The 21,651-nt window shown below is 65.3% G+C and carries 24 protein-coding genes; 14 read left to right on the top strand and 10 right to left on the bottom strand.

Going from position 1 to position 21,651, the window contains the following annotated elements:
• Positions 1 to 91: 91 nt before the first annotated feature.
• The gene (gene hemA / locus HBF24_RS12980; protein WP_167173568.1) at positions 92 to 1,360 is read left to right on the top strand and encodes a glutamyl-tRNA reductase; all 1,269 of its coding nucleotides are present in this window, start codon (positions 92 to 94) and stop codon (positions 1,358 to 1,360) included.
• Complete coding sequence (gene prfA, locus HBF24_RS12975) at positions 1,357 to 2,439, top strand: peptide chain release factor 1 (RefSeq protein ID WP_167173566.1); 1,083 nt, start codon at positions 1,357 to 1,359, stop codon at positions 2,437 to 2,439. The genes hemA and prfA overlap by 4 nt, the downstream gene beginning before the upstream one ends.
• Positions 2,440 to 2,463: 24 nt before the next feature.
• On the opposite strand, the gene HBF24_RS12970 is transcribed toward prfA, so the two are convergent.
• Genes HBF24_RS12970 through HBF24_RS12960 form a run of 3 tightly spaced genes read right to left on the bottom strand, consistent with a single transcriptional unit; the run spans position 2,464 to position 4,495 of the window.
• Entirely contained in the window at positions 2,464 to 2,730 is a 267-nt protein-coding gene (locus HBF24_RS12970) for an acylphosphatase (protein WP_167173564.1), read from the bottom strand.
• Positions 2,730 to 3,209, bottom strand: coding sequence for a TlpA disulfide reductase family protein (locus tag HBF24_RS12965; protein WP_167173562.1), 480 nt, complete (start codon positions 3,207 to 3,209; stop codon positions 2,730 to 2,732). Before HBF24_RS12965 ends, HBF24_RS12970 begins: the two co-directional genes overlap by 1 nt.
• Positions 3,206 to 4,495, bottom strand: a complete 1,290-nt coding sequence (locus tag HBF24_RS12960; RefSeq protein WP_167173560.1) for a YihY family inner membrane protein — start codon at positions 4,493 to 4,495, stop codon at positions 3,206 to 3,208. The genes HBF24_RS12965 and HBF24_RS12960 overlap by 4 nt, the downstream gene beginning before the upstream one ends.
• Positions 4,496 to 4,619: 124 nt before the next feature.
• Here HBF24_RS12960 and wrbA point away from each other — a divergent pair, with 124 nt between their 5' ends.
• The 4 genes from wrbA (at position 4,620) to HBF24_RS12940 (ending at position 7,835) form a co-directional block, all read left to right on the top strand.
• On the top strand, positions 4,620 to 5,222 hold the full coding sequence (gene wrbA, locus HBF24_RS12955) for an NAD(P)H:quinone oxidoreductase (protein WP_167173558.1): 603 nt from the start codon (positions 4,620 to 4,622) through the stop codon (positions 5,220 to 5,222).
• Positions 5,219 to 5,569, top strand: a complete 351-nt coding sequence (locus tag HBF24_RS12950; RefSeq protein ID WP_167173556.1) for a DUF2069 domain-containing protein — start codon at positions 5,219 to 5,221, stop codon at positions 5,567 to 5,569. The genes wrbA and HBF24_RS12950 overlap by 4 nt, the downstream gene beginning before the upstream one ends.
• A gap of 77 nt (positions 5,570 to 5,646) precedes the next feature.
• Complete coding sequence (locus tag HBF24_RS12945) at positions 5,647 to 7,305, top strand: acyl-CoA dehydrogenase family protein (RefSeq protein WP_167173555.1); 1,659 nt, start codon at positions 5,647 to 5,649, stop codon at positions 7,303 to 7,305.
• 32 nt (positions 7,306 to 7,337) lie between these two features.
• The gene (locus HBF24_RS12940) at positions 7,338 to 7,835 is read left to right on the top strand and encodes an asparaginase domain-containing protein (RefSeq protein WP_167173553.1); all 498 of its coding nucleotides are present in this window, start codon (positions 7,338 to 7,340) and stop codon (positions 7,833 to 7,835) included.
• Between the two features lie 100 nt (positions 7,836 to 7,935).
• On the opposite strand, the gene HBF24_RS12935 is transcribed toward HBF24_RS12940, so the two are convergent.
• The 3 genes from HBF24_RS12935 to sufT all read right to left on the bottom strand — a co-directional run bounded on the left by HBF24_RS12935 (position 7,936) and on the right by sufT (position 13,593).
• Positions 7,936 to 9,954: a protease pro-enzyme activation domain-containing protein gene (locus tag HBF24_RS12935; protein ID WP_167173551.1), complete on the bottom strand. Its 2,019-nt coding sequence runs from the start codon at positions 9,952 to 9,954 to the stop codon at positions 7,936 to 7,938.
• A gap of 448 nt (positions 9,955 to 10,402) precedes the next feature.
• The gene (locus HBF24_RS12930) at positions 10,403 to 12,613 is read right to left on the bottom strand and encodes a M4 family metallopeptidase (RefSeq protein WP_167173550.1); all 2,211 of its coding nucleotides are present in this window, start codon (positions 12,611 to 12,613) and stop codon (positions 10,403 to 10,405) included.
• 422 nt (positions 12,614 to 13,035) lie between these two features.
• A complete protein-coding gene (gene sufT / locus HBF24_RS12925) occupies positions 13,036 to 13,593 on the bottom strand; it encodes a putative Fe-S cluster assembly protein SufT (protein WP_167173547.1) in 558 nt (185 codons plus the stop codon).
• Positions 13,594 to 13,857: 264 nt separating this feature from the next.
• Between sufT and HBF24_RS12920 the strand changes: the two genes are divergently transcribed.
• The 8 genes from HBF24_RS12920 (at position 13,858) to HBF24_RS12885 (ending at position 18,507) form a co-directional block, all read left to right on the top strand.
• Positions 13,858 to 14,313 carry a hypothetical protein gene (locus HBF24_RS12920; protein ID WP_167173545.1) on the top strand — a complete coding sequence of 152 codons (456 nt, stop codon included), beginning with the start codon at positions 13,858 to 13,860 and terminating at the stop codon, positions 14,311 to 14,313.
• A gap of 139 nt (positions 14,314 to 14,452) precedes the next feature.
• Positions 14,453 to 15,028, top strand: coding sequence for an RNA polymerase sigma factor (locus HBF24_RS12915; RefSeq protein ID WP_167173543.1), 576 nt, complete (start codon positions 14,453 to 14,455; stop codon positions 15,026 to 15,028).
• The gene (locus HBF24_RS12910) at positions 15,025 to 15,402 is read left to right on the top strand and encodes a hypothetical protein (RefSeq protein ID WP_167173541.1); all 378 of its coding nucleotides are present in this window, start codon (positions 15,025 to 15,027) and stop codon (positions 15,400 to 15,402) included. Before HBF24_RS12915 ends, HBF24_RS12910 begins: the two co-directional genes overlap by 4 nt.
• 25 nt (positions 15,403 to 15,427) lie before the next feature.
• On the top strand, positions 15,428 to 15,955 hold the full coding sequence (locus tag HBF24_RS12905; protein ID WP_167173539.1) for a DUF3106 domain-containing protein: 528 nt from the start codon (positions 15,428 to 15,430) through the stop codon (positions 15,953 to 15,955).
• Between the two features lie 102 nt (positions 15,956 to 16,057).
• Complete coding sequence (locus tag HBF24_RS12900; RefSeq protein ID WP_167173537.1) at positions 16,058 to 16,468, top strand: cytidine deaminase; 411 nt, start codon at positions 16,058 to 16,060, stop codon at positions 16,466 to 16,468.
• 6 nt (positions 16,469 to 16,474) lie between these two features.
• On the top strand, positions 16,475 to 17,044 hold the full coding sequence (locus HBF24_RS12895; protein ID WP_167173535.1) for a nitroreductase: 570 nt from the start codon (positions 16,475 to 16,477) through the stop codon (positions 17,042 to 17,044).
• On the top strand, positions 17,032 to 17,934 hold the full coding sequence (locus HBF24_RS12890; protein ID WP_167173533.1) for a 5'-3' exonuclease H3TH domain-containing protein: 903 nt from the start codon (positions 17,032 to 17,034) through the stop codon (positions 17,932 to 17,934). The genes HBF24_RS12895 and HBF24_RS12890 overlap by 13 nt, the downstream gene beginning before the upstream one ends.
• Before the next feature lie 3 nt (positions 17,935 to 17,937).
• Positions 17,938 to 18,507 carry an NUDIX hydrolase gene (locus HBF24_RS12885; protein WP_167173531.1) on the top strand — a complete coding sequence of 190 codons (570 nt, stop codon included), beginning with the start codon at positions 17,938 to 17,940 and terminating at the stop codon, positions 18,505 to 18,507.
• A 19-nt stretch (positions 18,508 to 18,526) separates the two neighbouring features.
• Here the strand turns inward: HBF24_RS12885 and HBF24_RS12880 are convergent, their stop codons facing one another.
• The 4 genes from HBF24_RS12880 to HBF24_RS12865 form a co-directional block, all read right to left on the bottom strand.
• Entirely contained in the window at positions 18,527 to 19,579 is a 1,053-nt protein-coding gene (locus HBF24_RS12880; RefSeq protein WP_167173529.1) for a TMEM43 family protein, read from the bottom strand.
• 37 nt (positions 19,580 to 19,616) lie between these two features.
• Entirely contained in the window at positions 19,617 to 20,480 is an 864-nt protein-coding gene (locus HBF24_RS12875) for an MBL fold metallo-hydrolase (RefSeq protein WP_167173527.1), read from the bottom strand.
• Between the two features lie 292 nt (positions 20,481 to 20,772).
• The gene (locus tag HBF24_RS12870; protein WP_167173525.1) at positions 20,773 to 21,024 is read right to left on the bottom strand and encodes a YfhL family 4Fe-4S dicluster ferredoxin; all 252 of its coding nucleotides are present in this window, start codon (positions 21,022 to 21,024) and stop codon (positions 20,773 to 20,775) included.
• Positions 21,025 to 21,110: 86 nt separating this feature from the next.
• Positions 21,111 to 21,620 (bottom strand): hypothetical protein, encoded by a 510-nt coding sequence (locus HBF24_RS12865; protein ID WP_167173523.1) that lies wholly within the window; start codon positions 21,618 to 21,620, stop codon positions 21,111 to 21,113.
• Positions 21,621 to 21,651: the final 31 nt, after the last annotated feature.

Genomic DNA, 21,651 nt, shown 5'->3' with positions numbered 1-21,651 from the left:
TGTCGAGCGGGCGCCGGCCGTTGCCGACAGCATAAGTCTATCGTCGTCTTCGTCACGTCGTCGCCACGTTTCATAGTGCCTGCTCCAAACCATGCCGCTGATTGCCCTCGGGCTTAACCACCTCACCGCGCCGGTCGCCCTGCGAGAACAGGTCGCCTTCGACGCGGATGCCAACGCCGATGCCCTGCGCGAACTGGCGCAGCACCCGGGTGTGGACGAGGCCATGATCCTTTCCACCTGCAATCGCACCGAGCTTTACTGCAGCGTGGACGAAGGCGCCGAGCTGGCGCCGCATCAGTGGTTGCATCGCCACCATAGGCTGACCACCGGCAAGCTGGACGAGTTCCTGTACCGCTACGACGAGAACGACGCCGTGCGGCATATCTTCCGCGTCGCCACTGGCCTGGATTCGATGGTGCTGGGCGAGCCGCAGATCCTGGGGCAGGTGAAAGACGCCTATCAGCTGGCGCGCGACGCGCACAGCCTGCGCGCGCCAATGGACCGCCTGCTTCAGCACACCTTCGCCGTGGCCAAGCGCGTGCGTACCGACACCCAGATTGGTGCGCATACCGTCTCGGTGGCGTTCACCGCCGTGCGTCTGGCCGAGCAGGCCTTCGCCGACTTGAAGCAGGCCTGCGTGCTGCTGATCGGCGCCGGTGACACCATTGAGCTGGCCGCCCGCCACCTGGCCGACAAACAGGTGCGCCGGCTGATCGTGGCCAACCGCACGCTGGAGAACGCGCAAGAGCTGGCCTCGCGCCACGGCGGCTATGCCATCTCGCTGCATGATCTGAACCAGCACCTGGCCGAGGCCGATATCGTCATCGCCTCCACCGCCGCCCGCGAGCCGGTGGTCACCCGCGCCATGGCCGAAAAAGCCATTGCCGCGCGCCGGCGCCGCCCGATGTTCATGGTCGACATCGCGGTGCCGCGTGACATTGCCCCGGACGTGGGCGCGCTGCCGGATGTGTTTCTGTACGGCATTGATGACCTGAAACAGGTCATCGACGAAAACCTGCGCTCGCGCGAAGCCGCCGCGCAGGAAGCCAACGCCATCATCGACCTGCAGGTCGATCGCTACATGGCCTGGCGACGCACGCTGTCGCTGCGCAACCCGGTGATCGACCTGCGTGCGCAGGCCGAAACCCAGCGCGACGAAGTACTTGGCAAGGCCCAGGCCATGCTGGCCCGCGGCAAATCGCCGGAAGAAGCGCTGGCCTTTCTCGCCAACACCCTGACCAATAAGCTGCTGCACGCGCCCAGCGCCAGCCTGCGCGAGGCCACCCTGGCCGGCGACGCGGAGCTGCTCAATGCTGCCGAGCGCCTGTACCGCCTGCCGCCGAGCGAATCCCAAGCATGAGCCCATCCATCCGTCGCAAACTGGAGGCGCTGGCCGAGCGTCACCAGGAAGTGGGCCTGTTGCTGGCCCAGCCCGAAGTCATGGCCGACACCAACCAGTTTCGCGAACTGTCTCGCGAATACGCGCAACTGGAGCCGGTCACGCGCAGCTTGGCCGAGCACGACGCCGCCGAGCGCGAGCTGGCCGATGCCCGCAGCATGCTCGACGATCCGGAGCTTGCCGACATGGCCGCCGATGACATCGATCGCCTGCAGGCGCGGCTGATGGCGCTGGACGATGAGTTGCAGATTCTGCTGCTGCCACGCGACCCGCGCGATGAGGCCAGCCTGTTTCTGGAAGTACGCGCCGGCACCGGTGGCGACGAGGCGGCGCTGTTTGCTGGCGATTTGATGCGCATGTACCTGCGCTATGCCGAACAGCGCGGCTGGCGCACCGAAATCGAATCGGCCAACCCAGGCGAGCACGGCGGCTACAAGGAAGCGGTGGCGCGCATCGAGGGCAAGGGCGCCTACTCGCGCCTGAAATACGAATCGGGCACGCACCGCGTGCAGCGCGTGCCGGAAACCGAGTCGCAGGGCCGCATCCACACCTCGGCGGCCACGGTGGCCATCATTCCCGATGTGGAAGAAGTCGAGGACGTGCAGATCAATCCGGCCGACCTCAAGGTCGACACCTTCCGCTCCTCCGGCGCGGGCGGCCAGCACGTCAACAAGACCGAATCGGCCATCCGCATCACCCACCTGCCCTCCGGTGTGGTGGTCGAATGCCAGACCGAGCGCTCGCAGCATGCCAACCGCGACAAGGCCATGAAGCGCCTGAAGGCGCAGCTGCTGGACGCCGAGCGCGCCAAGCAGGCGGCCGCCGAAGCGGAGTCGCGGCGCATGCAGGTGGGCTCGGGCGACCGCAGCCAGCGCATCCGCACCTACAACTTCCCGCAGGGGCGCATCACCGACCATCGCGTCAACCTGACGCTGTATCGGCTGCCCGAGACCCTGGCCGGCGACTTGGACGAGCTGATCGATACGCTGACCCGCGAGGATCAGGCCGACCAGCTCAAATCGCTGACCGCCAACGCCTGACCGCGGTCAGCGGCGCGCGCCCGCTCACGCGGTAACAAAATCGTCCGGCGCCTCGCCATCGTGAGGGTGACGTGTGACCCGGTCCACGCGCGAGCGCGGCGAGCCTTGTTGCAGGCATTGTTCCAGTTCAGCCAGGGCGGCCGCATCGCCGTGGGCGATCACTTGGACCCGGCCGTCCTCCAGATTGCGTGCCATGCCGGTCAGGCCCAACCGGCACGCATGCTGGCGCGTGTGGGCTCGAAAGAACACGCCCTGCACGTGCCCTTCCACCATAAATCGTGCCGCCGCCATCAGTGACTCCCGATGGCGTGCTTCAAGTCAGCGATCTTGATCGGGCCGACGAACTTCTTGGCGATCGAGCCATCCGGTGCGATCACATAGGTGGTCGGCAACCCACGCGGCTCGGCAAAATCGGCCGGCGGATGTACGACATCGACCTGCGCGATCGGATAGCTGACGGGGTGTTTCTTGAGAAACGTCTTGATGTCCTCGACGCGGGCCGACTCGTAAGCCAGGCCAATGGCATCGACGTTCCTGTGCGTGGCCACAAAGTGCGAAATATCCGGCATTTCCTGGATGCACGGGTGGCACCAGGTGGCCCAGAAATTGACCACCACGTAATGGCCGCGGTGCTTGGCCAGATCAAACGCCTTGCCATCCAGTGTGGTGGTCCTGAGCTCGGGCTTGGCTGCATCGGTGCTGCCGGCAAACGCCGGCGCGCTGGCACCCACGGCCAGCAACAGGGCCAGAACGGCGGTGAAACGCTTCATGTCGATTCCTCGGGAACGTCGCAGTGTTCGGGTGGACCTTGGGGGTCGGTCACGGGCAAAAGTTCGTTCAGTGGTGCCGATAAGGTGCCGGTCAGATGATGGGACAGCGATTGCAGCAGTTCGCGCATCGGCCGAGGCAATGAGGTCAACAGCTCGCGGTGACCGGTGTGGTCCAGTGGCAGACGGTAGCGCCCGGCCTCGTAAAGATCGGCCAGGCGCGAGGTATCCAGGCTGCGCACCAGGAACCAGGCCTCGTCCTCGCTGCGCTGGACCAGCGTGGCTTCCTGCAAATCGTCCAGATACCGCTGCAAAAGGTCGTCGGTCAGGAAAGGCTCGCGCCGGCGCAGCTCGTCCTCATCCAGGCCCTCGCCGCAGCGTTGCGCACTGGCAAAGTGCTTGAGCACATGCAGCAGCCCCACGAACTCGGCGCCGGCCGGCAGCTCGCGCACTTGCGGGCGGTACTCGAAAGCCGACAACGAGGCGGCCACGGATGCGCCCAGCAACACGATCACCCAGGAGAAGAAGATCCACACCAGAAACAGCGGCACCGCGGCCAGCGTGCCGTAGATCTGCTCGTAGGAGGGCACCGCCTGCACATAGGCCCCAAAGGCACGCTTGGCCACCTCGAACAGCGTCGCACCCAGCAGTGCGCCCATGGCGGCATGCCGCCACGGCACGCGCCGGTTGGGAATCAGCCGATACATCGAAAACAGCGCTATCAGCGTGACGATGAAAGGCAAGGTGCCCAACAGGTAGCGCTTGAGCATGGCGCCCTGCGTGGCCGGTCCGAGAAACGGCAGCGCCATCAGGTACGAGGTGATGCCAAGGCCGGCGACCATGAGAATCGGCCCCAGCGTCAGCGCCGCCCAGTACATCAGAAAGCGCGACAGCGGCGAGCGGCGCGCCGACACGCGCCAGATGCGATTGAAGCGCTCCTCGATCGAGGAAATCAGCATCAGCGCACTGACGAACAGGATCAGGCCGCCGATGCCGGTGAGCTTGCTGGCATTGCCGGCGAACTCGAAGATGTAGTGCTGCACCGCCTCGCCGGTGGCCGGCACGAAGTTGCGGAACAGGAAGTCCGATACCTGCGTGGTCCACTGCGTGAACGAGGGCAACGAAGTCAGCATGCCGATGACCACCGCCGTCAGCGGCACCAGCGCGAACAGGGTGGTGTAGGACAGCGCACCGGCGGTCTCGAAGCACTTGTCGTCGACAAAGCGCTGCCATACGAAATGGCCGAAGGCACGGAGGCGCTCGCGATCGTAGCGGATGAACCTGCTCATGGTCTCCCGTGGGCGCTGGATACGCCGCTGTCGGCGTGTGGCGGAAACCGATGCGTGGCGCACCGGTGCTGATAGTGTAACGTTCAGGCATCGCTCCCACACACGCACTGAACGCCACGCATTGATGAGTAACGAGATTCTGGTGCTGTACTACAGCCGACACGGACACACCGCCCAGCTGGCGCGGCTGCTGGCGCGCGGCGTGGAGGAGGTGGACGGCATGCGCGCACGTCTGCGCCAGGTGCCGCCGGTGGCGGCGGTCACCGAAGTGGCGCAGCCGCCCGAGCCGGAAGACGGCGCACCCTACGTCGAGCGCGAGGACCTGGCCGAATGCGCGGGCTTGGCGCTGGGCAGCCCGACGCGCTTTGGCAACATGGCCGCGCCGCTGAAATTTTTCATCGACTCGACCAGCGCCGAATGGGCCTCCGGCACCCTGGCCGGAAAACCGGCTGCCGTATTTACCAGCACCGCGACCATGCACGGCGGCCAGGAAACCACGCTGACCTCGATGATGCTGCCGCTGCTGCATCACGGCATGCTGCTGGTGGGCCTGCCCTATACCGAGCCGGCCCTCAGCGCCACACAGACCGGCGGCTCGCCCTATGGCGCCAGCCACGTCGCCGGCGGCCAGGGCGAACACGCCATCAGCGAGCACGAGCGCGAGCTGACCCGCGCCCTGGGGCGGCGTCTGGCGCTGACCGCCAAACGGCTGTCCGCCGCGCCATGAGCGCCACGCCGCGCCAGCGACGCGCCTTGACCCTCGGCCTTATCGCCTGGGCCGCGCTGGCCGTGCTGCAACCACTTTGGCATGGCTGGCTGGCACCGCCGGACAAGGCCGTGTTCGGCATCGTGGTCTTGGCCACCGTGCCGCTGCTGCTGCCGGCGCTGGCCCTGCGCCAACCGCGCCGCGCGCTGCTGATCGCCGGCATGCTGGCCCTGTTCTATTTCTGCCATGGCATTGCCGATGCCTGGAGCGCGCCGCAAGTGCGCGCCCTGGCGCTGACCGAAGTGCTGCTGTGCCTGGGGCTGATATTCGCATTGGGCGCGGGCGTGCAACGGCGCTCACGCGGCTGAATACGGCCGGCATGCGTCACGGCGCGAGCCGGCTGCGGCACCTATAATCGAGCCCTACCCGACGCCGGAGTCATGCCATGGGTTTTGTACAGGACGCACCGCAACTGCCGCATCCGTACCGCAGTGACCGCCTGCTGCAGAACCTGATGGCGCGCGCTGTGCCGGCCGAGCGCCGCGCCGCGCTGGAAGCCGACCTCACGGCGCTTGGCGACTACGCCCAGGAGGCCTGGCAGCGGCGCCTGGACAGTACCCGTAGCGAGCCGGTGCTGACGCAGTGGGACGCCTGGGGCCAGCGCATCGACCGCATCGAACTGACCCCGGCCTGGCGGGAAGGCCCGCTGCTGACCTGCCGGCATCAGGTGCTGGCCGCCGGCCACGACGCGCGGGCCGGCGCCCACGGCCGACTGGAGCAGTTTCTGCGTGTGTACGTCTATCATGTGGCCAGCCAGTTCTACACCTGCCCGCTGGCGATGACCGACGGCGCCGCCACCGCCATCAAGGCCTCGGGCAACACCGCGCTGATCGAGCGTGCGCTGCCGCACTTTCTTGCCATCGATCCAGGCAGTTTCTGGCTTTCCGGCCAGTGGATGACCGAAACCGCCGGCGGCTCGGATGTCGGTCGCAGCGAAACCCAGGCGCGTCAGGATACCGACGGCCAATGGCGCCTGCATGGGCGCAAGTGGTTCACCTCGGCGGTGGTCGGCGAGGCGGCCCTGGCGCTGGCACGCCCGCAAGGCGCCGGCGATGGCGCCGGGGCGCTGGCGCTGTTCTATGTCGAAACCAAGCACGCAGACGGACGCTGGCGCGAACTGCGCATTGACCGGCTGAAGGACAAGCTGGGCACGCGCGAGCTGCCCACCGCGGAAATTCATCTGGACGGACTGCCGGCCATACCACTGGGCGAGCTGGCCCACGGCGTGCGCCAGGTGGCACCGATGCTCAACGTCACCCGCACCTGGAACGCGGTGTGCGCCTGCGCATCGATGGCAAGCGCCATCGCCCTGGCCAAGGACTACGCGCAGCGCCGCAAGGCCTTCGGCCACCCGCTCATCGAGCAACCGCTCCATGCGCACACCCTGGCCGGCATGCAGGCCGAGTTCGACGGCGCGTTCGCGCTCACCTTCGAAGTGGCCGCCCTGCTCGGCCAGGTCGAGCAAGGTGCCAGCGAGCAAGCGCCGCTGCTGCGCCTGCTGACGCCGCTGGCCAAGCTGTGGACCGGCAAGATGGCGGTTTCGGTGTGCTCCGAAGCGCTGGAGTGTTTTGGCGGCGCCGGCTACATCGAAACCACAGGCCTGCCACAGTTGCTGCGCGACGCTCAGGTGTATTGCATCTGGGAAGGCACCACCAACGTGCTGAGTCTGGATACACTACGCGCCCTGGCGGGCAGCGGTCTGGTGCCCTTGCGCGAAGCCTGCGAGCACTGGCTGGGTGACGTGCGCCACACGGCCACGCGCGAGGCGGTGCATGCGGCGCTGGATCAGGCCGATGCGTTTCTGGCCCATGGCGCCGACGATGCCCAGGGCAGCCAGGCGCTGGCACGCGAGCTGGCCTTTACCCTGGCGCGCACGGCGGCGGCCTGCCTGCTGGCCCGGCAGGCACACTGGATGCACCTGCACGGCACCGGCGAAGCCGCGGGCCGACGCGAACACGCCGCGCTGGAGCGTTTCCTGGCGCACGGCATCAACCGGCTGATGCCCGGCCGCGCCGATGACGCGCAGCTGCTGGCCAGCCCCTGACCCATTCACTTTTGCGGAACTTGTCCACGACCATGCAGCATCTGACCATCGTCACCACCGGCGGCACCATCGACAAAATCTACTTCGACGCCAAGTCCGACTATCAGATTGGCGCGCCGCAGATCGGCGACATCCTCTCGCAACTGGGCGTGGCGTTTCGTTTCGAGACCATCTCGATCCTGCGCAAGGACAGCCTGGACCTGACCGACGAGGACCGCCAGCTGATCCGCCGCACCATCGAGGCGCAGCCGCATCGCCACGTGCTGGTCACGCACGGTACCGACTCGATGGTGGAAACGGCCAAGGTGCTCGAAGGCATCCCCGGCAAGACCATCGTGCTGACCGGCGCGCTCAACCCTGCCCGTTTCCAGGGCTCGGATGCGGTCTTCAACGTTGGCTGCGCAGTCGGCGCGGTGCAGTCCCTGCCCGACGGCGTGTGGATCGCCATGAACGGCCGTGTGTGGGATCCCAAGCAGGTGCGCAAAAACCGCGACGCCAACCGTTTCGAGGCGTTGCCTGCCGACGTCTGAACGCACAAACGGCACGCTATCCCAAAAGAAGGCCCGGTCGCTGACGCGCCCGGGCCTTCTCCTTGCGTGTTCCCCCGCCAGGCGGAGGGAATCTGGCGCCTTAGAAGGTCAGGCTCCAGGAGTCCAGATAGCCGGTGTCACCGGCGTAGACATCGTCCACCTTGAGCTTCCAGGTGCCATTGGCGCTGACCGAGGAGGCATCCACCGTGTAGGTGGTATCCACGTCGCTGGCGCTGTCCGAACCGTCCGGACTCTTAAGCACTGCCGACGCTCCGCTGGGAGCGATCAGCGTGATACGCAGGTCGCCGCGATAGCTGTGCACGATATGCACATGCACCTGCAGGTCCGATGGCGCGTTGCCCGACTCGCCCGACACGGCGATGGAACTGGTGGTGCTGCCCTGGTCGGGAATGTTGAAGTTGGTGTTATTGGTGAACACATTGTTGTTCGAGCCACCGCCGGTACCGCCACCACCGGTGCTGCCGCCACCGCTGGTGTTGCCAATGGCCTGGTCCACCGCCGAGAGGTCGAAGCTGCCGAAACCGGTGGCGTAATCCCAGCCTGACGAGGCCGAGTAGCCACCGTTGGAGCCGCTGGTCACGTCGTGGTAGACCGATGATGGCAACTGATACAGATGCGGACCAGCAAAGCCCAGGCTGTCACCATGCGATGCCAGCAGGCGTGCCCAGGAACCGGAGAACAGCGGCGCCGCCAGGCTGGTGCCGCCAATCTGCTGGGTGGCGCCGTTGACGATGACCTGTGCGCCGCTGTTGGGATCGGCGTCGAAGGCGATGTCCGGCACGCCGCGCATGGAACCGGACACGGTGTCCTGCCAGCTGGGCTTGGACTCGAACGTGCTCGGGCTGCCGCCACCGCCGCTCCAGGTGCTCTCGCTGATGTAGCTGGAACCGGAGTGATTGAGCGTGGTGCCGCCGACGGCCACCACATACGGCGAGCTGGCCGGATAGCTGGGCGTGGTGCCCCCATCGCCGCACTCGTCGGCTCCCGAATCGCCGGAGGACACCGAGAACGTCTGACCCTGCGCGATGGCCTGCTGGAAGATCTGATCGTCTGCTGCCGCCGAGCCATCCTGCTGCGCATAGGTTTCGCATTCGCCCAGCGAGACATTGATGATCTTGGTCTGGTTGTCCGAGACCACGCGGTTGAAGGCGGCCGTCAGATTGGAGTTGGACAGCGTCGGGATGTTGTAGAAGATCAGCCCGCCGATCTGGCCACCGCTCATGCCGACGATGTCCTGACTGTCCAGGTTCCACTCGCCCACACCGCTGGTGTCCGACGAGGAGCCGTTGATGGTCACGGTGCTGGTGGAAACGCTGGGCAGGCCATTGTTGGAGGTGAAGGTGTTCAGATCCTGCTTGGTCTGGCTCAGGCTGCCCTGGGTGATGATGCCCACCTGCACGCCGGCCGCGGTGCTGACGCCGGTGCCACCGTAGATCGAGGAGAACTGGGTCGGGTTGACGCCGCTCACCGAGTTGGTGTGCAGGCCCTGCGAGGCAACCACATTCATGGTGTGTGCGTAATGCACGTTCTGCAAACCGATCACTGAAAGCACGTTGCCGGCGATCGAGGACGGCACATGGGCGGCGGCGCTGTTGGCATAACCGACGCGGCCCTTGGCGGTACGCACCTTCACGAACGAGGTCTGGAACGCCGACTGCGCCACATCGGCGGTGGCATCACCGGATACCAGCATGCGGTTGTCGGAAATATGCACGTTGGTGAAGCCCTGGGCCTTCAGGAACGCGGCCACCGCCTGCGCGCTGTCGAGTGTCGGCGCATACTGGGCGCGGAAACTGGCTGCGCTGATGCTGCGCTTGACCAGCGGCGACATCGGCGCCCGTGCGGTGGCAATGAAGCTGGACAGCGCCGAGCGATTGCGCAGCTTCAGCGCCACTTCCACGTGTACCGGCTGACTGAAGTCGACCTGGCCGACCACCTGGTCGCCGCGCTGCATTTTCATGGCATGCGAAACGGCCACCATCGACTGCGCCCCGGACGCGGCGCTGGCTGCCATCGCCGCCGGCGCGGCGGTGCCGGTCAGCGCCATGGCCAGTGCCACACACAAACCCTTGCTGCGGAAATTCTGCACGTTTTTCACCGATACCTCTCCTTTATCGGGGTGCGCGCGGCCTAGGGCGACCGCGCAGGACCCTTCCAGATAAGCCGACCAGCGGCCTGTGAGTTGGTTGGATATACCTTCCGCGCGTCCCCGACTCGCACGTTGCCCCCCTGTCCCTCCATGGAACAGACCCGCGCACAGGACGACCGAAAATCGAATGGTGTGCGGTGTCCCCGTGACACCGCTTGCGGAAGCTTCACCCGGCCTCCCCCGCCGGGCTTATGCATCTACCGTAGAACCCACCCTGGGGACAAACAAGGAACAGGTTCCGCTTTGCATTTGAACCGGATCACACTTGATGACATCAGGATGAAGCGGCGCGGAAGCGGTTCATACACATGAAAAAAAGCCCGGCCGAAGCGGCCGGGCTTGAACGTTGACCGAGCCGTGAAGGGCCCGCCCCCTGAGGGGTCGTGAAGCTCCACAATTAGAAGGTCAAGCTCCACTCGTCCAGGTAGCCGGTATCGCCCGTGTAGACATCATCCACCTTCAGTTTCCAGGTGCCATTGGCGGCCACCGAGGACGCATCGACGCTATAGGTGGTGTCGACGTTGGCCGCGCCGTCCGAGCCGCTCGGGCTCTTCAGCGTGGCGGTGGCACCGGACGGTGCGATCAGCGTAATGCGAAGGTCGCCGCGATAGCTGTGCACAATCTTCACGTGCACCTGCAGATCCGACGGCGCATTGCCGGACTGGCCGCTGACGGCAATCGAGCTGGTGGCGCTGCCACCGTCGGGAATCGACAAGTTGCTGGTGTTGGTGAACACCCCATTGCCACCACCGCCGCCGCCCCCGGAGGTGCTCCAGCTGGCCTGCAGGCTGACGCCGGAGAAGCTGGAATAACCACGCAGCATCACGTAGTAGGTACCCGCCTGCGGCGAAGCGAACGAGCAGCTTTCGTTGTTGCCGCTCTTGTACGGGCGACAGTCGTAGCTGGAGGTGGTCGGCTGCGAACCGAACTTCACGTACAAGTCGGCATCACCGCTGCCGCCCGACTCGGCAATCACCAGATTGCTGGCGCCAGCCGGTACCTGCACGGTGTAGTAAAGCTGCGTACCCGAGCTTCCCGACAAGCCCGTGGCCGGCACGCCATTTTCCAGCTGCGAGCTTCCACCGCCGCCACCGCCACCACCGCCGCTGCTCGGGCAGGTGACGCCGACCACCGAGAACGCCGCACTGACATCGCTGGAGGCATAGCCCAGATCGTCCGCCGCATCCTCGACACCGCAGGCACCGGAGTTGAAGGTGGCCGTCGAGGTCCAGTAAAGCGCGTTGGCACGCTCAAAAACCTCGAACGCCTTCTTGGTGGTCCAGCCGGACTTCTTGGCGAGCGTGCAGTAGGCCTTGTTGTAGACACCGCTGGAGTAATGCACGTCCAGGCCACTGGTGTAGTCGGCTGCATTGTCGATGGAACCGCCATCCTGGGTCGGGTTGCACATGTAGCGCAGCGCGGTGCCGTTCTTGATGATCTCGGCGCCGACCAGCCAGTCGTTGGAACCGCGGTCGTAGTACTCGGCCGCTTCGCCAGCCATGTCCGAGAAGGCCTCATTCATGCCGCCGGACTGGCCCGAGTACTGCAGGTTGGAATGCTGCTCGGTGAAGCCGTGGCTGATCTCGTGGCTGGTGACATCCAGCGATACCAGCGGATAGAACGTGCTGGCACCGTCGCCAAAGTTCATCGCCGTGCCGTCCCAGAACGCATTCTCGTAGGACGAGCCGTAATGCACGCGCATCAGCAGCACCTGGTTGAGCGGCGGCGCGCCAAACCAGCTGTTGTACATGTCGTGCACCACCTGCCCGAAGTGATGGGCATCGTTGACCGGACCGTAGGCGCCGTTGGTGGCATCGCCCGAGCTGTTGGCGCAGGTGAAGGTCCACAAGGTGCCACTGCCGGAGGTGGCGTGGTTCATGTTGTAGGTCTTCACGTCATTGTTGGACAGCGAGCAGGTGCTGCCCGACTGCGTGGCTACCAGTGCCGGCAGTCCGTTCTGACCCCAGGTGTACTGGCCAGTCTTCTGGTTGCCGCCGGGGCCGGTGGCATCGATGATGCCGGTGGTCAGGCCGTCCCACTGTTTGATGATCTGCCCGGTATTGGCATCGATAAGCGCGGTCGGACGCGCCGGCTGGCTGCCACCGATCACGTACGAGGTCAGATACACCAGCCGCGGTGCCCCAGCCTCGCTGGGATAGACAAACAGCTCGCTTTGCGGATGGCGGGTGGCCGCATTGACCAGCGCCGCACCGTTGTGCGATTTCAGCGTCTGCACCGCGTCATCGCCGCTGAGCTTGGGTGTGACCGACATAAGCGCCAGCGAGCTGTCACTTTGCAGCAGGTTGCCGGTGGCGCGCAGGGCGCGACCGGAGGTGTCCTGGTGCACGGCGATGGAACGCCCATACACCGGTACGCCGCGGAATGTCTGTTGCATGCGCACGGTGCGCGTGCCGTCGGCATTGGGTGCCGACTGGCGGGCGGCAAACCCCATGCCGCTACCCAAACCCAGCTGCGAACTCAGCTGCGCGGTGGAAGCAGCATTCACGCTGTGCGCGTGCAGGTGCTGGCTGGTGGCGGCACCAGCGGTGGACATGGCGGCGATCCCCATCGCAGCCACAAGAGCTTTCAATTGCAACGAGCCTGGCATCACACATCTCCTCGTAATCGATGACGAAGACAAACGCCCCCTGCGCAGCCGCGTCTGCGGCCGCCGTCGTCATGCAGATCCGTCCCCCAAGGACGGTGAAGGTTGTGCCTAGCGACTCCGTCCCGCCGTGGCATTCGCGACCCTGATCAACGCCAGGCCACAGACCGTGCGGAACATACGAACATGCATTCCCCCAAGAATGATGCGCCGGAGTCATCGCCGATTCCCCAATCGACGACGTTCCGAATCTAGGTTGGCCGTAAACTTGGTGCAATTGCATTTCACAGGTTTGGTGACGCAGTTCTCCCTGCGCCACACCGGCTCATCAAAACCTCTCTACCCGGTCACAAAAAAGCCGCCTTCGCTACAACGAAAGCGGCTTCAAGTTGTTTACTTCAAAGGTTTTTCTGGCATCGCCCTGTTTACAGCATGCCGGTTTCCAGCTTCGCTGCATCGGACATCATCGACTGGTTCCAGGGCGGATCGAACACCAGGTCGACATCGGCCTCGGCGATGGTCGGAATCAGCTCCAGCTTGTCGCGCACATCGTCGACCAGAATATCGCCCATGCCGCAGCCGGGCGCGGTCAGCGTCATCTTCACGTAGACCTTGCGGCTGTCGCTCTCGCCGTGCTCGATGCTCACATCGTAGACCAGACCCAGTTCCACCACGTTGATGGGGATTTCCGGGTCGAAGCAGGTACGCAACTGGTCCCAGACCACACGCTCGACGTCATCATCGCCAGCGTCGTCCGGCAACTCGATCGGCGCCGGTGGTTCCTTGCCCAGCGCATCGGCATCACGGCCGGCAATGCGGAACAGATTGCCTTCCACGTACACTGTGAAGCTGCCGCCCAGCGCCTGCGTGATGTAGCCAATCTGCCCGGCTGGCAGGCTTACCTGCTCGCCCACGGGCACCATGATGGCCTCGCAGTCGCGCTGCAGGGTGAAGGGCTCGCTGCTGAGACTGAAACCACTCATGCTCGTGTCACATCCGTGGGCCCGCACCGGGCCTGCCGTAAAACCACCATTATGCCAGCGCCGCCGCTTCGTCTGGGCAGCGCGTCTCTCTGCCCCGCGCACGCTGGCGCGATGCCTGTTTAGGTCAGGGCGCACGGCTGCGCTATCAAGCCCCAGGCCAAGACCGAAGTGCTGCCGCTATCATGGAGCGTTATTGCAAGCGCCCACATGACCGAGGAAACCGATGTCGCACTTTGCCCACTACCCCGTGAAAGGCCACCTTTCATGAGGGTGCTGCACGCCATTTCACAGGGCATCGGCCTGATCTTCGCCATCGTCAGCGCCGCCATGATCGGCCTGGCCGCCGGCGCCATATGGATGCTGCTGAGCGCCTACATGCAGCGCGGCCTACCCTGGCTGATCATATTGATCGGCCTGGTGGTGGGGCTGGTCACACGTGCGGCGATCAGTCGCTCACGCTGGCTCGGCCCGCTGCTGGCGGCACTGGGCACCGCCATGGCCTACGTATACCTGCTGGGCCTTAGCGGAGCCATGTTGCTGGCCGGCACTTTCGGCATGAGCTTTGGCCAGGCGTTGCGCCACGCCGGTTTTGCCATGTTGGCGGATATTGCCTGGTTCCGGCTTGGCGCGCCGCAACTGGTGTTGATGCTGATCGGCATGGCGATAGCCGCTTTCACAGCTCACCAGGTGATCGCCCGTGGCGAGAGCCCGCAGCGCTGAAGCTGCGCGTTCAGGTCAGCTTGTGTTGTCCGGGCTAGTGTCAACGCTTTGCCAGCCGGCGCGTTTAGCGGAGTGATCCTTGAGCACGGAGCACCGCGATGAGCACAATTCAGCCGCTTCCGGATCGGAGTCTGAATCGATGAGCAGCGTGTCGCTGACCATGGATCAAGCCGACACGCGCGCGCCAGCGCAGACGCTGGATGCGTTTCTTGCCGGCATTGAGCGCCGGGCCTGGCGCATGGCACAGATGGCCTTGGGCGACCGTGAGGAAGCTCTCGACGCGGTGCAAGATGCCATGCTTCGGCTGGTGCGCAGCTACCGGCACAAGCCGGCCGAGGAGTGGACGCCATTGTTCTGGGGCATCCTGCGCCGGCGTATCACCGATTTGCAACGCCGGCGCAAAGTGCGCTCGGTGGTGGTGGGCTGGCTGGGAGGCGGCACCGACAACAACGGTGACACGTTGCCGGTGTGGGAGCCGAAAGGTGATGAGCCTGATCCGCTGCACCGCCTGCAGGATGCGCAAAGCTACGCGGCCATGTCCGAGGCGGTGCGCGAGCTGCCGCGGCGCCAGCAGGAGGCGTTCATGCTACGCGTGCTCGAGGGTCTGGATGTCGCTGAGACAGCTTCCGCCATGGGCTGCTCGGATGGCAGTGTGAAAACGCATCTGTCGCGCGCCATGCATGCGCTACGCGACAAACTGGAGGAGTGGCGATGAACCACGCAGATCGCGATTTCCAAGCGCGCGCGCGCCGCCTCTACCGGCAGGCCGCCGCCGATGTCGATACCGCTACCGCGGCCCGGCTGCGCGCCGCTCGCCGCGAAGCACTGGTAGGCGAAAGTGCCACACGCCGCCACGGCTGGATGATGCCGGCCGGTGCGCTGGCGGTCACCGCGCTGGCACTGATCGTGGCCTGGCAGCCGCTGCACCGGGCCACCTCGCCCGGTTCACCCGCAGCCGCAGTGACCTCGGCGCCAGGCACTGCCGACAGTGACCTGCCGCCGGACCCGGATGATGCCGATCCGGCCATGTATCAGGACATGGGCTTTTACGCCTGGCTGGCCCATCAGCCGCCCACCACCACCCGCTGACTGCACGATTGCCCGGAGTCTTGTCGTGATAAGCCGTCTGCCCGCTCTCATTCTCCGCAGCCTGCTGATGCTGGGCGTGGTCAGCGGCGCGGTGTTCATTGCCCCCGCGCAGGCCCGACAGCAGACGCAGGATCAGATCACCTGGCAAAGCCTGAGCCCGGCCGAGCAGGATGTGCTGGCCCCGTTCCAGGGACGCTGGCAGCACCTGTCGCCGCGACACCGCCAGCACCTGCTCAAGCGCGCCCAGCACTGGGTCACTCTGCCGCCGGCCAAGCGCGAGAAGATCAAGCAGCGCATCCGCCACTGGCAGCAGATGACACCAGCCGAGCGAGCCGAGGCGCGTCGCAACCGGCACCGCTTTCGTCATCTCACGCCGCAACAGCGGCGCGACCTGCATGCCGCCTACGAGAGATTCCAGCAATTACCTGAATCGCGGCGCAAGGTCTTGCTGCAACGCTGGAAGGCGCTCTCACCGCAGCAGCGCCAGCGCTGGATCCGTGATGGCGCCACCGGTGACCTGCCCACACCGGACCACTCTGGCCCCAGTCACTGACGCACCGTTCCCTGCAAGCGCTCCTCGTTGTGGCTAAACTGGCCGACCCGCCAGGGTTCGAAGCCGGCCCGCGGGTGTTGATGCTCAAGACGAGGAGCCCCGATGGAAAAGGCTGACCTGGTGCAGCGCGCCCGCGCCGCCCGCGAACGGGCCTACGCGCCCTACTCCCGCTTCAAGGTGGGTGCTGCACTGCTCACGCACGATGGCCGCGTGTTCGATGGCTGCAATGTGGAAAATGCCGCCTATGGCCTTTGCAACTGTGCCGAGCGCACGGCGTTGTTCAGCGCCATCGCCGCCGGCTGCCAGCCCGGCGACTTCACCCACATCGCGGTGATTGCCGATACCGACGCCCCGGTCAGCCCTTGCGGCGCCTGCCGTCAGGTGCTGGCCGAACTGGGCGGCGCCGAACTGACGGTGACATTGGCCAACCTGCATGGCGATGAGCAATCCACCACCGCCGGCGCCCTGTTGCCGGGCGCCTTTGATGCGGCCAGCCTGGACACCGTGGAGTAACCGACCATGTCTCTTTCCCTGGATGCCCTCAACCTGCGCCGCTCGGTACCGTCCAAGCAACTGACCGCACCCGGACCCGATGCCGGCACGCTACGCCAGCTGCTGGAGATGGCCATCCGCGTGCCCGACCACGGCAAACTGACACCCTGGCGCATGCTGCTGCTGGAAGGTGAAGCCAAGCTCGCCTTTGGCGAGCGCCTCGCGCGCATCGCCGTGGCACGCAATCCTGACCTGCCCGACTCCAAACGCGAGAAGGAGCAACGTCGCTACACCTTCGCGCCGCTGGTGATCGCGGTGATCGCCTCGCCCAACGCCGACAGCAAGGTGCCGGCCATCGAGCAGCTGATGAGCGCCGGGGCGGTCTGTACCAACCTGCTCTACGGTGCGCAGGCGCTGGGGTTTGGCGCGCAATGGCTGACCGGTTGGGCCGCTTACGACGACGACGCACACGCATTGATGGGCATGGCGCCGCATGAAAAGCTGATCGGTTTCATCCATATCGGTACACCAAAAATCGACGTACCCGAGCGCGATCGTCCAAAGCTGAACGACCACATCCACACGTGGACGCCGTGAGCACGCCACGCGCCCACCTCGTCGACGGCAGTCTGTATGTGTTTCGCGCCTGGCACTCAATGCCGGACGAGTTCCACGACGTCGATGGCCACCCGACCAATGCCGTGCATGGATTCACCCGGTTCCTGTGCGAGCTACTCGAACGGGTGCGACCCACGTATCTGGCGGTGGCGTTCGACGCCGCGCTCACCACTTCGTTCCGCAACGGTATCTACCCGGCCTACAAGGCCAATCGCGAGCTGCCGCCGATGGAGCTGGAACGCCAGTTCGTGCGCTGCCGCGAAGTGGCCCAGGCGCTGGGCATCCACGTGCTGTCCGATCACACCTACGAGGCCGACGACCTGATCGGCTCCAGCCTGTGGATGCTGCGCGGGCACGGCGTGCCCAGCGTCATCGTCTCGGCGGACAAGGATTTTGGTCAGCTGATCGGACCCGATGACGAACAGTGGGACTATGCGCGCAACCAGCGCTGGGGGCCTGAAGGCGTGCATGCCAAGCTCGGCGTGCATCCGCATCAGGTGGCCGACTACCTGGCGCTGACCGGCGATGCCATCGACAATATCCCCGGTGTGCCGGGTATTGGCGCCAAGACCGCGGCAGCGCTGCTGGCGCATTTCGAAAGCCTGGACGCCTTGCTTGAACGCATCGAGGAAGTAGCTTTTTTGCGCCTGCGCGGCGCGGCGGCATGCGCCAAGCGCCTGCGCGAACATGCCGATACGGCGCGACTGTGCCGGCGCCTGACCCGCATCGCGCTGGATGCACCGGTGCCCGAAAACCCCGACGCCCTGCGCCCGCGACGCACCGATGCCGAACGGCTGGACGCGCTGTGCGAAACGCTGCGCTTTGGCCCGTTGACCCGCAATCGCTTGCACGCACTGGCAGGAGCCTGACCGATGAGCACGCACGATATCCCCGAAGATGCCAACGCCACGGTGGAAACGCTCTACCAGGGGCGCTGGCTGGCGCTGCGCCGCAAGGGCCGCTGGGAATACGCCGAGCGCACCAATCCGGGCGCTGTGATCATTGTCGCGCTGACGCCCGAGAACAAACTGTTGTTCGTCGAACAGTTCCGCGTACCGATCGGCCAGCGCACCATCGAGATGCCGGCCGGTCTGGTCGGCGATCTGGACGATGCCGACGAGAGCCCGCTGAAAGCCGCCGCGCGTGAGTTGGAAGAGGAAACCGGCTACCGCTGTGACAGCGTGCGCTTTCTGCATGAAGGTCCGTCATCGGCGGGCATGAGTACCGAGATGGTGCGCTTCGTGCACGCCATCGGACTGACCCGGGTGGGTGCCGGCGGTGGTGATGCCACCGAGGACATCACCGTGCATGAGGTACCGCTCGAGCAGGCCGGTGCCTGGCTGTTGGAAAAAACCCGCCAGGGCTATTCCATCGACCCGAAGCTGTTTGCCGGCCTGTGGTGTCTGGAACACGCCGACTTGTTCGAGCGCGCCGACCACTGACACCGCACCACGAATACCTTTATCCCAGACGCCGTCCACGGCGCACGATCGCCGCCGCCGCCGCCGCGCACAGCGCAACCACCATCAGCCAGAATGCGCCATAGCGCATCTGCACGCCCAGCCACAGCGCACCGGCGAGCGCTGAGAGCGCCGCACCACCAACAAAAAGTCCGCCCAGCATCGCCGGCCCTGGGCGCGCCCAGCGCAACAGCACCAGCGCACCTCCGACCCAAGCCAGCATCAACGCCAGCAATCGCCACAGCATCGGTGCCCGCGGCGCCGGTGGCAGGTCCGGCAGGATATCGCCCAGCTCGCGATTGCCAATCTGCACCTGATAGCCGACACCGTCATCGGCGCTGTCGGCAGCAACCAAGCTCCGGCCCTGCGTCCGCGCGACCACCGTGATGATCTGCGGCGGCACGCCTTCCCAACTGACGCGCAGGTCACCCAGTCGCGGTGACAGCGGATCGGAACTGGTCACCAAGGTGCCGTCCACCGGCTGGAAACTGGCCGCAAGATTGGGCGGGAGGTGGTCGAAATCCGGCTTCAGCGCGATATAACCACCCAGTGAGGCAACCATGGCCGGCGTCAGCGAGAACCCATTGAGAGTCACTTTCGGTGCAAGGTAGTGCTCGGCGCTGAAGGGGAAGTGCCCGGGGTTGCGATGGCCTTGTGGCTGCTTGAACTTGCTTGAGTCGACCGGATGGTCGACCCAGTCCAGCTCGTAGTGGGTTTGGCCGCCGACGGTCACCTGACGCCACTGGAACATCTCGACCTTGCGGTGCAGCGTGGTGACCTCGGCACTGACGTTGAACTGCGGATCACGCGGCGCCTGCACGATCTGCGGCATGCCGTCGACACGCACCATGCGGCCGTTGCCGGCATCCCCCGGATGTCCGGTGCTGCCAAGGTCATCGACTACCCCGCCGTGATGCGCTGCCGCATTCCGGTAACCCAGCACACGCTGTTCGTTCACCGCCAGCACCGCGCCGGCAATAAACAGCACAATCACGCCCAGCGCCGGCAACATCCATGGCTGCGTCCAGCGCCCATCCCTATCTTGCTTGCCCATACCGTTGGAAACTCTTCCCGCCTAGGCGGCGCCAGTCCTACAGCGCCTCTCCGCGCAGCTGACTGCGCTCGTTCGTGGTCGAAAACCGGCCGCGCTCATCACGCCGCACCCCTGCCGCCGAGCATCCATGATCGTGTGTGAAGAACAGCTGCACGCCCCGCTCAAGCTTATCTTCGAGAAATTCGTGCTTCTCGTCGATGAGTTTTTCCGGCCAGCGGTCGTACCCCATGGTCACCGGCAGGTGCACCCAGGGTCTGCCGGGAATCAGATCGGCGCAGAACACCATAGCACCTTGCTCACCACGGATTTCAGCCAGCATGAGCCCCGGCGTGTGACCGTCCGAATAGGAAAAATGTACCCGCTCACCCAGCGCTATCGAATACTCGCCGCTGACTATCTCCAGGCGTCCGCTGGCTTCCAGCAACGCCGGCAACTGCGGGATGAATGAGGCGCGGTCGCGTGGATGCGGCTGGCGGGCGCGCCGGAAATGGTCCTGGCCCACAATGAACGTGGCATTGGGAAACAGCAGCGTCGGCTCGGCGCCTTCGCGCCAGGCTTCGAGCAGGCCACCGGCGTGATCGAAGTGCAGGTGCGAGAGCACCACCACATCGATGTCTTCGTGCGAAAGACCGGCCGCGGCCAGCGAGTCGAGCAGCACGTGCTCGGATTCGATCACGCCGAAACGATCGCGCAGTTTAGGCTCGAAAAAGGTGCCGATGCCGGTTTCGAACAGCACGTTTCGCCCGTCCATGTCCTTGACCAGCAGGCAACGACAAGCCAACGGGATGCGATGCAGCTCGTCCGGCTCCACCCAGCGCGACCACAGCGCGCGCGGCACATTGCCGAACATCGCGCCCCCATCGAGTTTCTGGGAATTGCCGTTGATCGACCACAGTTGCATGCAAACCGCCTTGAAGCTTTGGCCGGGGGAGACCGGCAGGAAAAGATTTTCCAGCCATCCTAGGAGCGTGAGCGATGGAAGCCAAGCCGGCTGCAACAGCATGTACGCGGTGCATCTTTGCGCCGCCCTCTGGCTTGTTGCGCCCTCACGGCGACGACGATGGCGCAGCGGTGAAGCATCGAAAAGCCTGTCTCGCGCAGCCAGCTTTTCGCTGGTCTTTCTCTAAGGTTCACGCACCAGGCCGCAGTGCGGCGCGACCTCCACTCCAGGCTCGGCGTGAAGGAAATAGGCTTCAAGAGTTGCCCGTCAGCACCTGATATTTACGCCGCAGCAGTTCGCGCGTTTCCACGTGCTCGGGGTCGGTGATGATGCACTCGACCGGACACACTTCCACGCATTGCGGCTCGTCGTGGTGGCCCACGCACTCGGTGCAAAGGTCCGGATGGATGATGTAGTACTCCTCGCCCAGCGAGATGGCCTCGTTCGGGCATACCGGCTCGCAGACGTCGCAATTGACGCAGGTATCGAGGATTTTCAGGGACATGGGTAATTCACCAACAAGAAACGGGGCGCCAGCAGACGCCCCGTTAAGTGTGTGCTGACACGGGCCGGCTCAAGGCCGGCGCGGTATTACATCTGCACGAAGCGGAACTTGGCGCCGGTCGGGTTGATGACGTCGGCCACGCGCTGCTTGTCGGCCTGGTCGCCGATGAACAGCACGATCACGCCCTTGAAGGTGCCCTTACGCGCGCCCTTGAACGACTGCACGATGGCGTCGGCGGTCTTGGTCGAATCGGCGCCGGCAAAGGCAATCAGGTTGCCCGGCGTCACGCCGCGGGCGACCACGTCGCTGATCGAATCGAGCTGGCGCTGACGGGCGGCCTTGTCGGCGTCCGAATCGCCGGCCGGGATCATGTAGGCATACGGACGATCAGCCGTCATGCCCTGCATGTTGTTCTGCAGCAGCGAGCCCAGGTACTTGTTCCAGGCGGCGGTGTCGTTGGGATCGGTCGGCTTCTGCACGGCAGCCTGCTGCTGCGTCTGGGCTTGCTGCTGATCCTTGTCGTGACCGCCGCTGCAGGCGCTCAGGCCGATGGCGCCGGTCAGGGCAACGACTGCGAAGAGAGCCAGTTTACGCATGATGTTCACCTTGGAAGTTGTTCGATCGTGA

It is taken from the genome of Oleiagrimonas sp. C23AA (assembly GCF_011759385.1).
GTDB lineage: Bacteria > Pseudomonadota > Gammaproteobacteria > Xanthomonadales > Rhodanobacteraceae > Oleiagrimonas.
This window is presented reverse-complemented; position numbering and strand designations above follow the sequence as displayed.

Coding starts and splice junctions, on each gene's coding strand:
- HBF24_RS12945 (WP_167173555.1), top strand. CDS start 5,647: ATGGGTTTTGTACAGGACGCACCGCAACTGCCGCATCCGTACCGCAGT.
- sufT (WP_167173547.1), bottom strand. CDS start 13,593: ATGAGTGGTTTCAGTCTCAGCAGCGAGCCCTTCACCCTGCAGCGCGAC.
- wrbA (WP_167173558.1), top strand. CDS start 4,620: ATGAGTAACGAGATTCTGGTGCTGTACTACAGCCGACACGGACACACC.
- HBF24_RS12930 (WP_167173550.1), bottom strand. CDS start 12,613: ATGCCAGGCTCGTTGCAATTGAAAGCTCTTGTGGCTGCGATGGGGATC.
- HBF24_RS12970 (WP_167173564.1), bottom strand. CDS start 2,730: ATGGCGGCGGCACGATTTATGGTGGAAGGGCACGTGCAGGGCGTGTTC.
- prfA (WP_167173566.1), top strand. CDS start 1,357: ATGAGCCCATCCATCCGTCGCAAACTGGAGGCGCTGGCCGAGCGTCAC.
- HBF24_RS12910 (WP_167173541.1), top strand. CDS start 15,025: ATGAACCACGCAGATCGCGATTTCCAAGCGCGCGCGCGCCGCCTCTAC.
- HBF24_RS12950 (WP_167173556.1), top strand. CDS start 5,219: ATGAGCGCCACGCCGCGCCAGCGACGCGCCTTGACCCTCGGCCTTATC.
- hemA (WP_167173568.1), top strand. CDS start 92: ATGCCGCTGATTGCCCTCGGGCTTAACCACCTCACCGCGCCGGTCGCC.
- HBF24_RS12885 (WP_167173531.1), top strand. CDS start 17,938: ATGAGCACGCACGATATCCCCGAAGATGCCAACGCCACGGTGGAAACG.
- HBF24_RS12940 (WP_167173553.1), top strand. CDS start 7,338: ATGCAGCATCTGACCATCGTCACCACCGGCGGCACCATCGACAAAATC.
- HBF24_RS12880 (WP_167173529.1), bottom strand. CDS start 19,579: ATGGGCAAGCAAGATAGGGATGGGCGCTGGACGCAGCCATGGATGTTG.
- HBF24_RS12870 (WP_167173525.1), bottom strand. CDS start 21,024: ATGTCCCTGAAAATCCTCGATACCTGCGTCAATTGCGACGTCTGCGAG.
- HBF24_RS12875 (WP_167173527.1), bottom strand. CDS start 20,480: ATGCAACTGTGGTCGATCAACGGCAATTCCCAGAAACTCGATGGGGGC.
- HBF24_RS12895 (WP_167173535.1), top strand. CDS start 16,475: ATGTCTCTTTCCCTGGATGCCCTCAACCTGCGCCGCTCGGTACCGTCC.
- HBF24_RS12920 (WP_167173545.1), top strand. CDS start 13,858: ATGAGGGTGCTGCACGCCATTTCACAGGGCATCGGCCTGATCTTCGCC.
- HBF24_RS12915 (WP_167173543.1), top strand. CDS start 14,453: ATGAGCAGCGTGTCGCTGACCATGGATCAAGCCGACACGCGCGCGCCA.
- HBF24_RS12965 (WP_167173562.1), bottom strand. CDS start 3,209: ATGAAGCGTTTCACCGCCGTTCTGGCCCTGTTGCTGGCCGTGGGTGCC.
- HBF24_RS12960 (WP_167173560.1), bottom strand. CDS start 4,495: ATGAGCAGGTTCATCCGCTACGATCGCGAGCGCCTCCGTGCCTTCGGC.
- HBF24_RS12865 (WP_167173523.1), bottom strand. CDS start 21,620: ATGCGTAAACTGGCTCTCTTCGCAGTCGTTGCCCTGACCGGCGCCATC.
- HBF24_RS12900 (WP_167173537.1), top strand. CDS start 16,058: ATGGAAAAGGCTGACCTGGTGCAGCGCGCCCGCGCCGCCCGCGAACGG.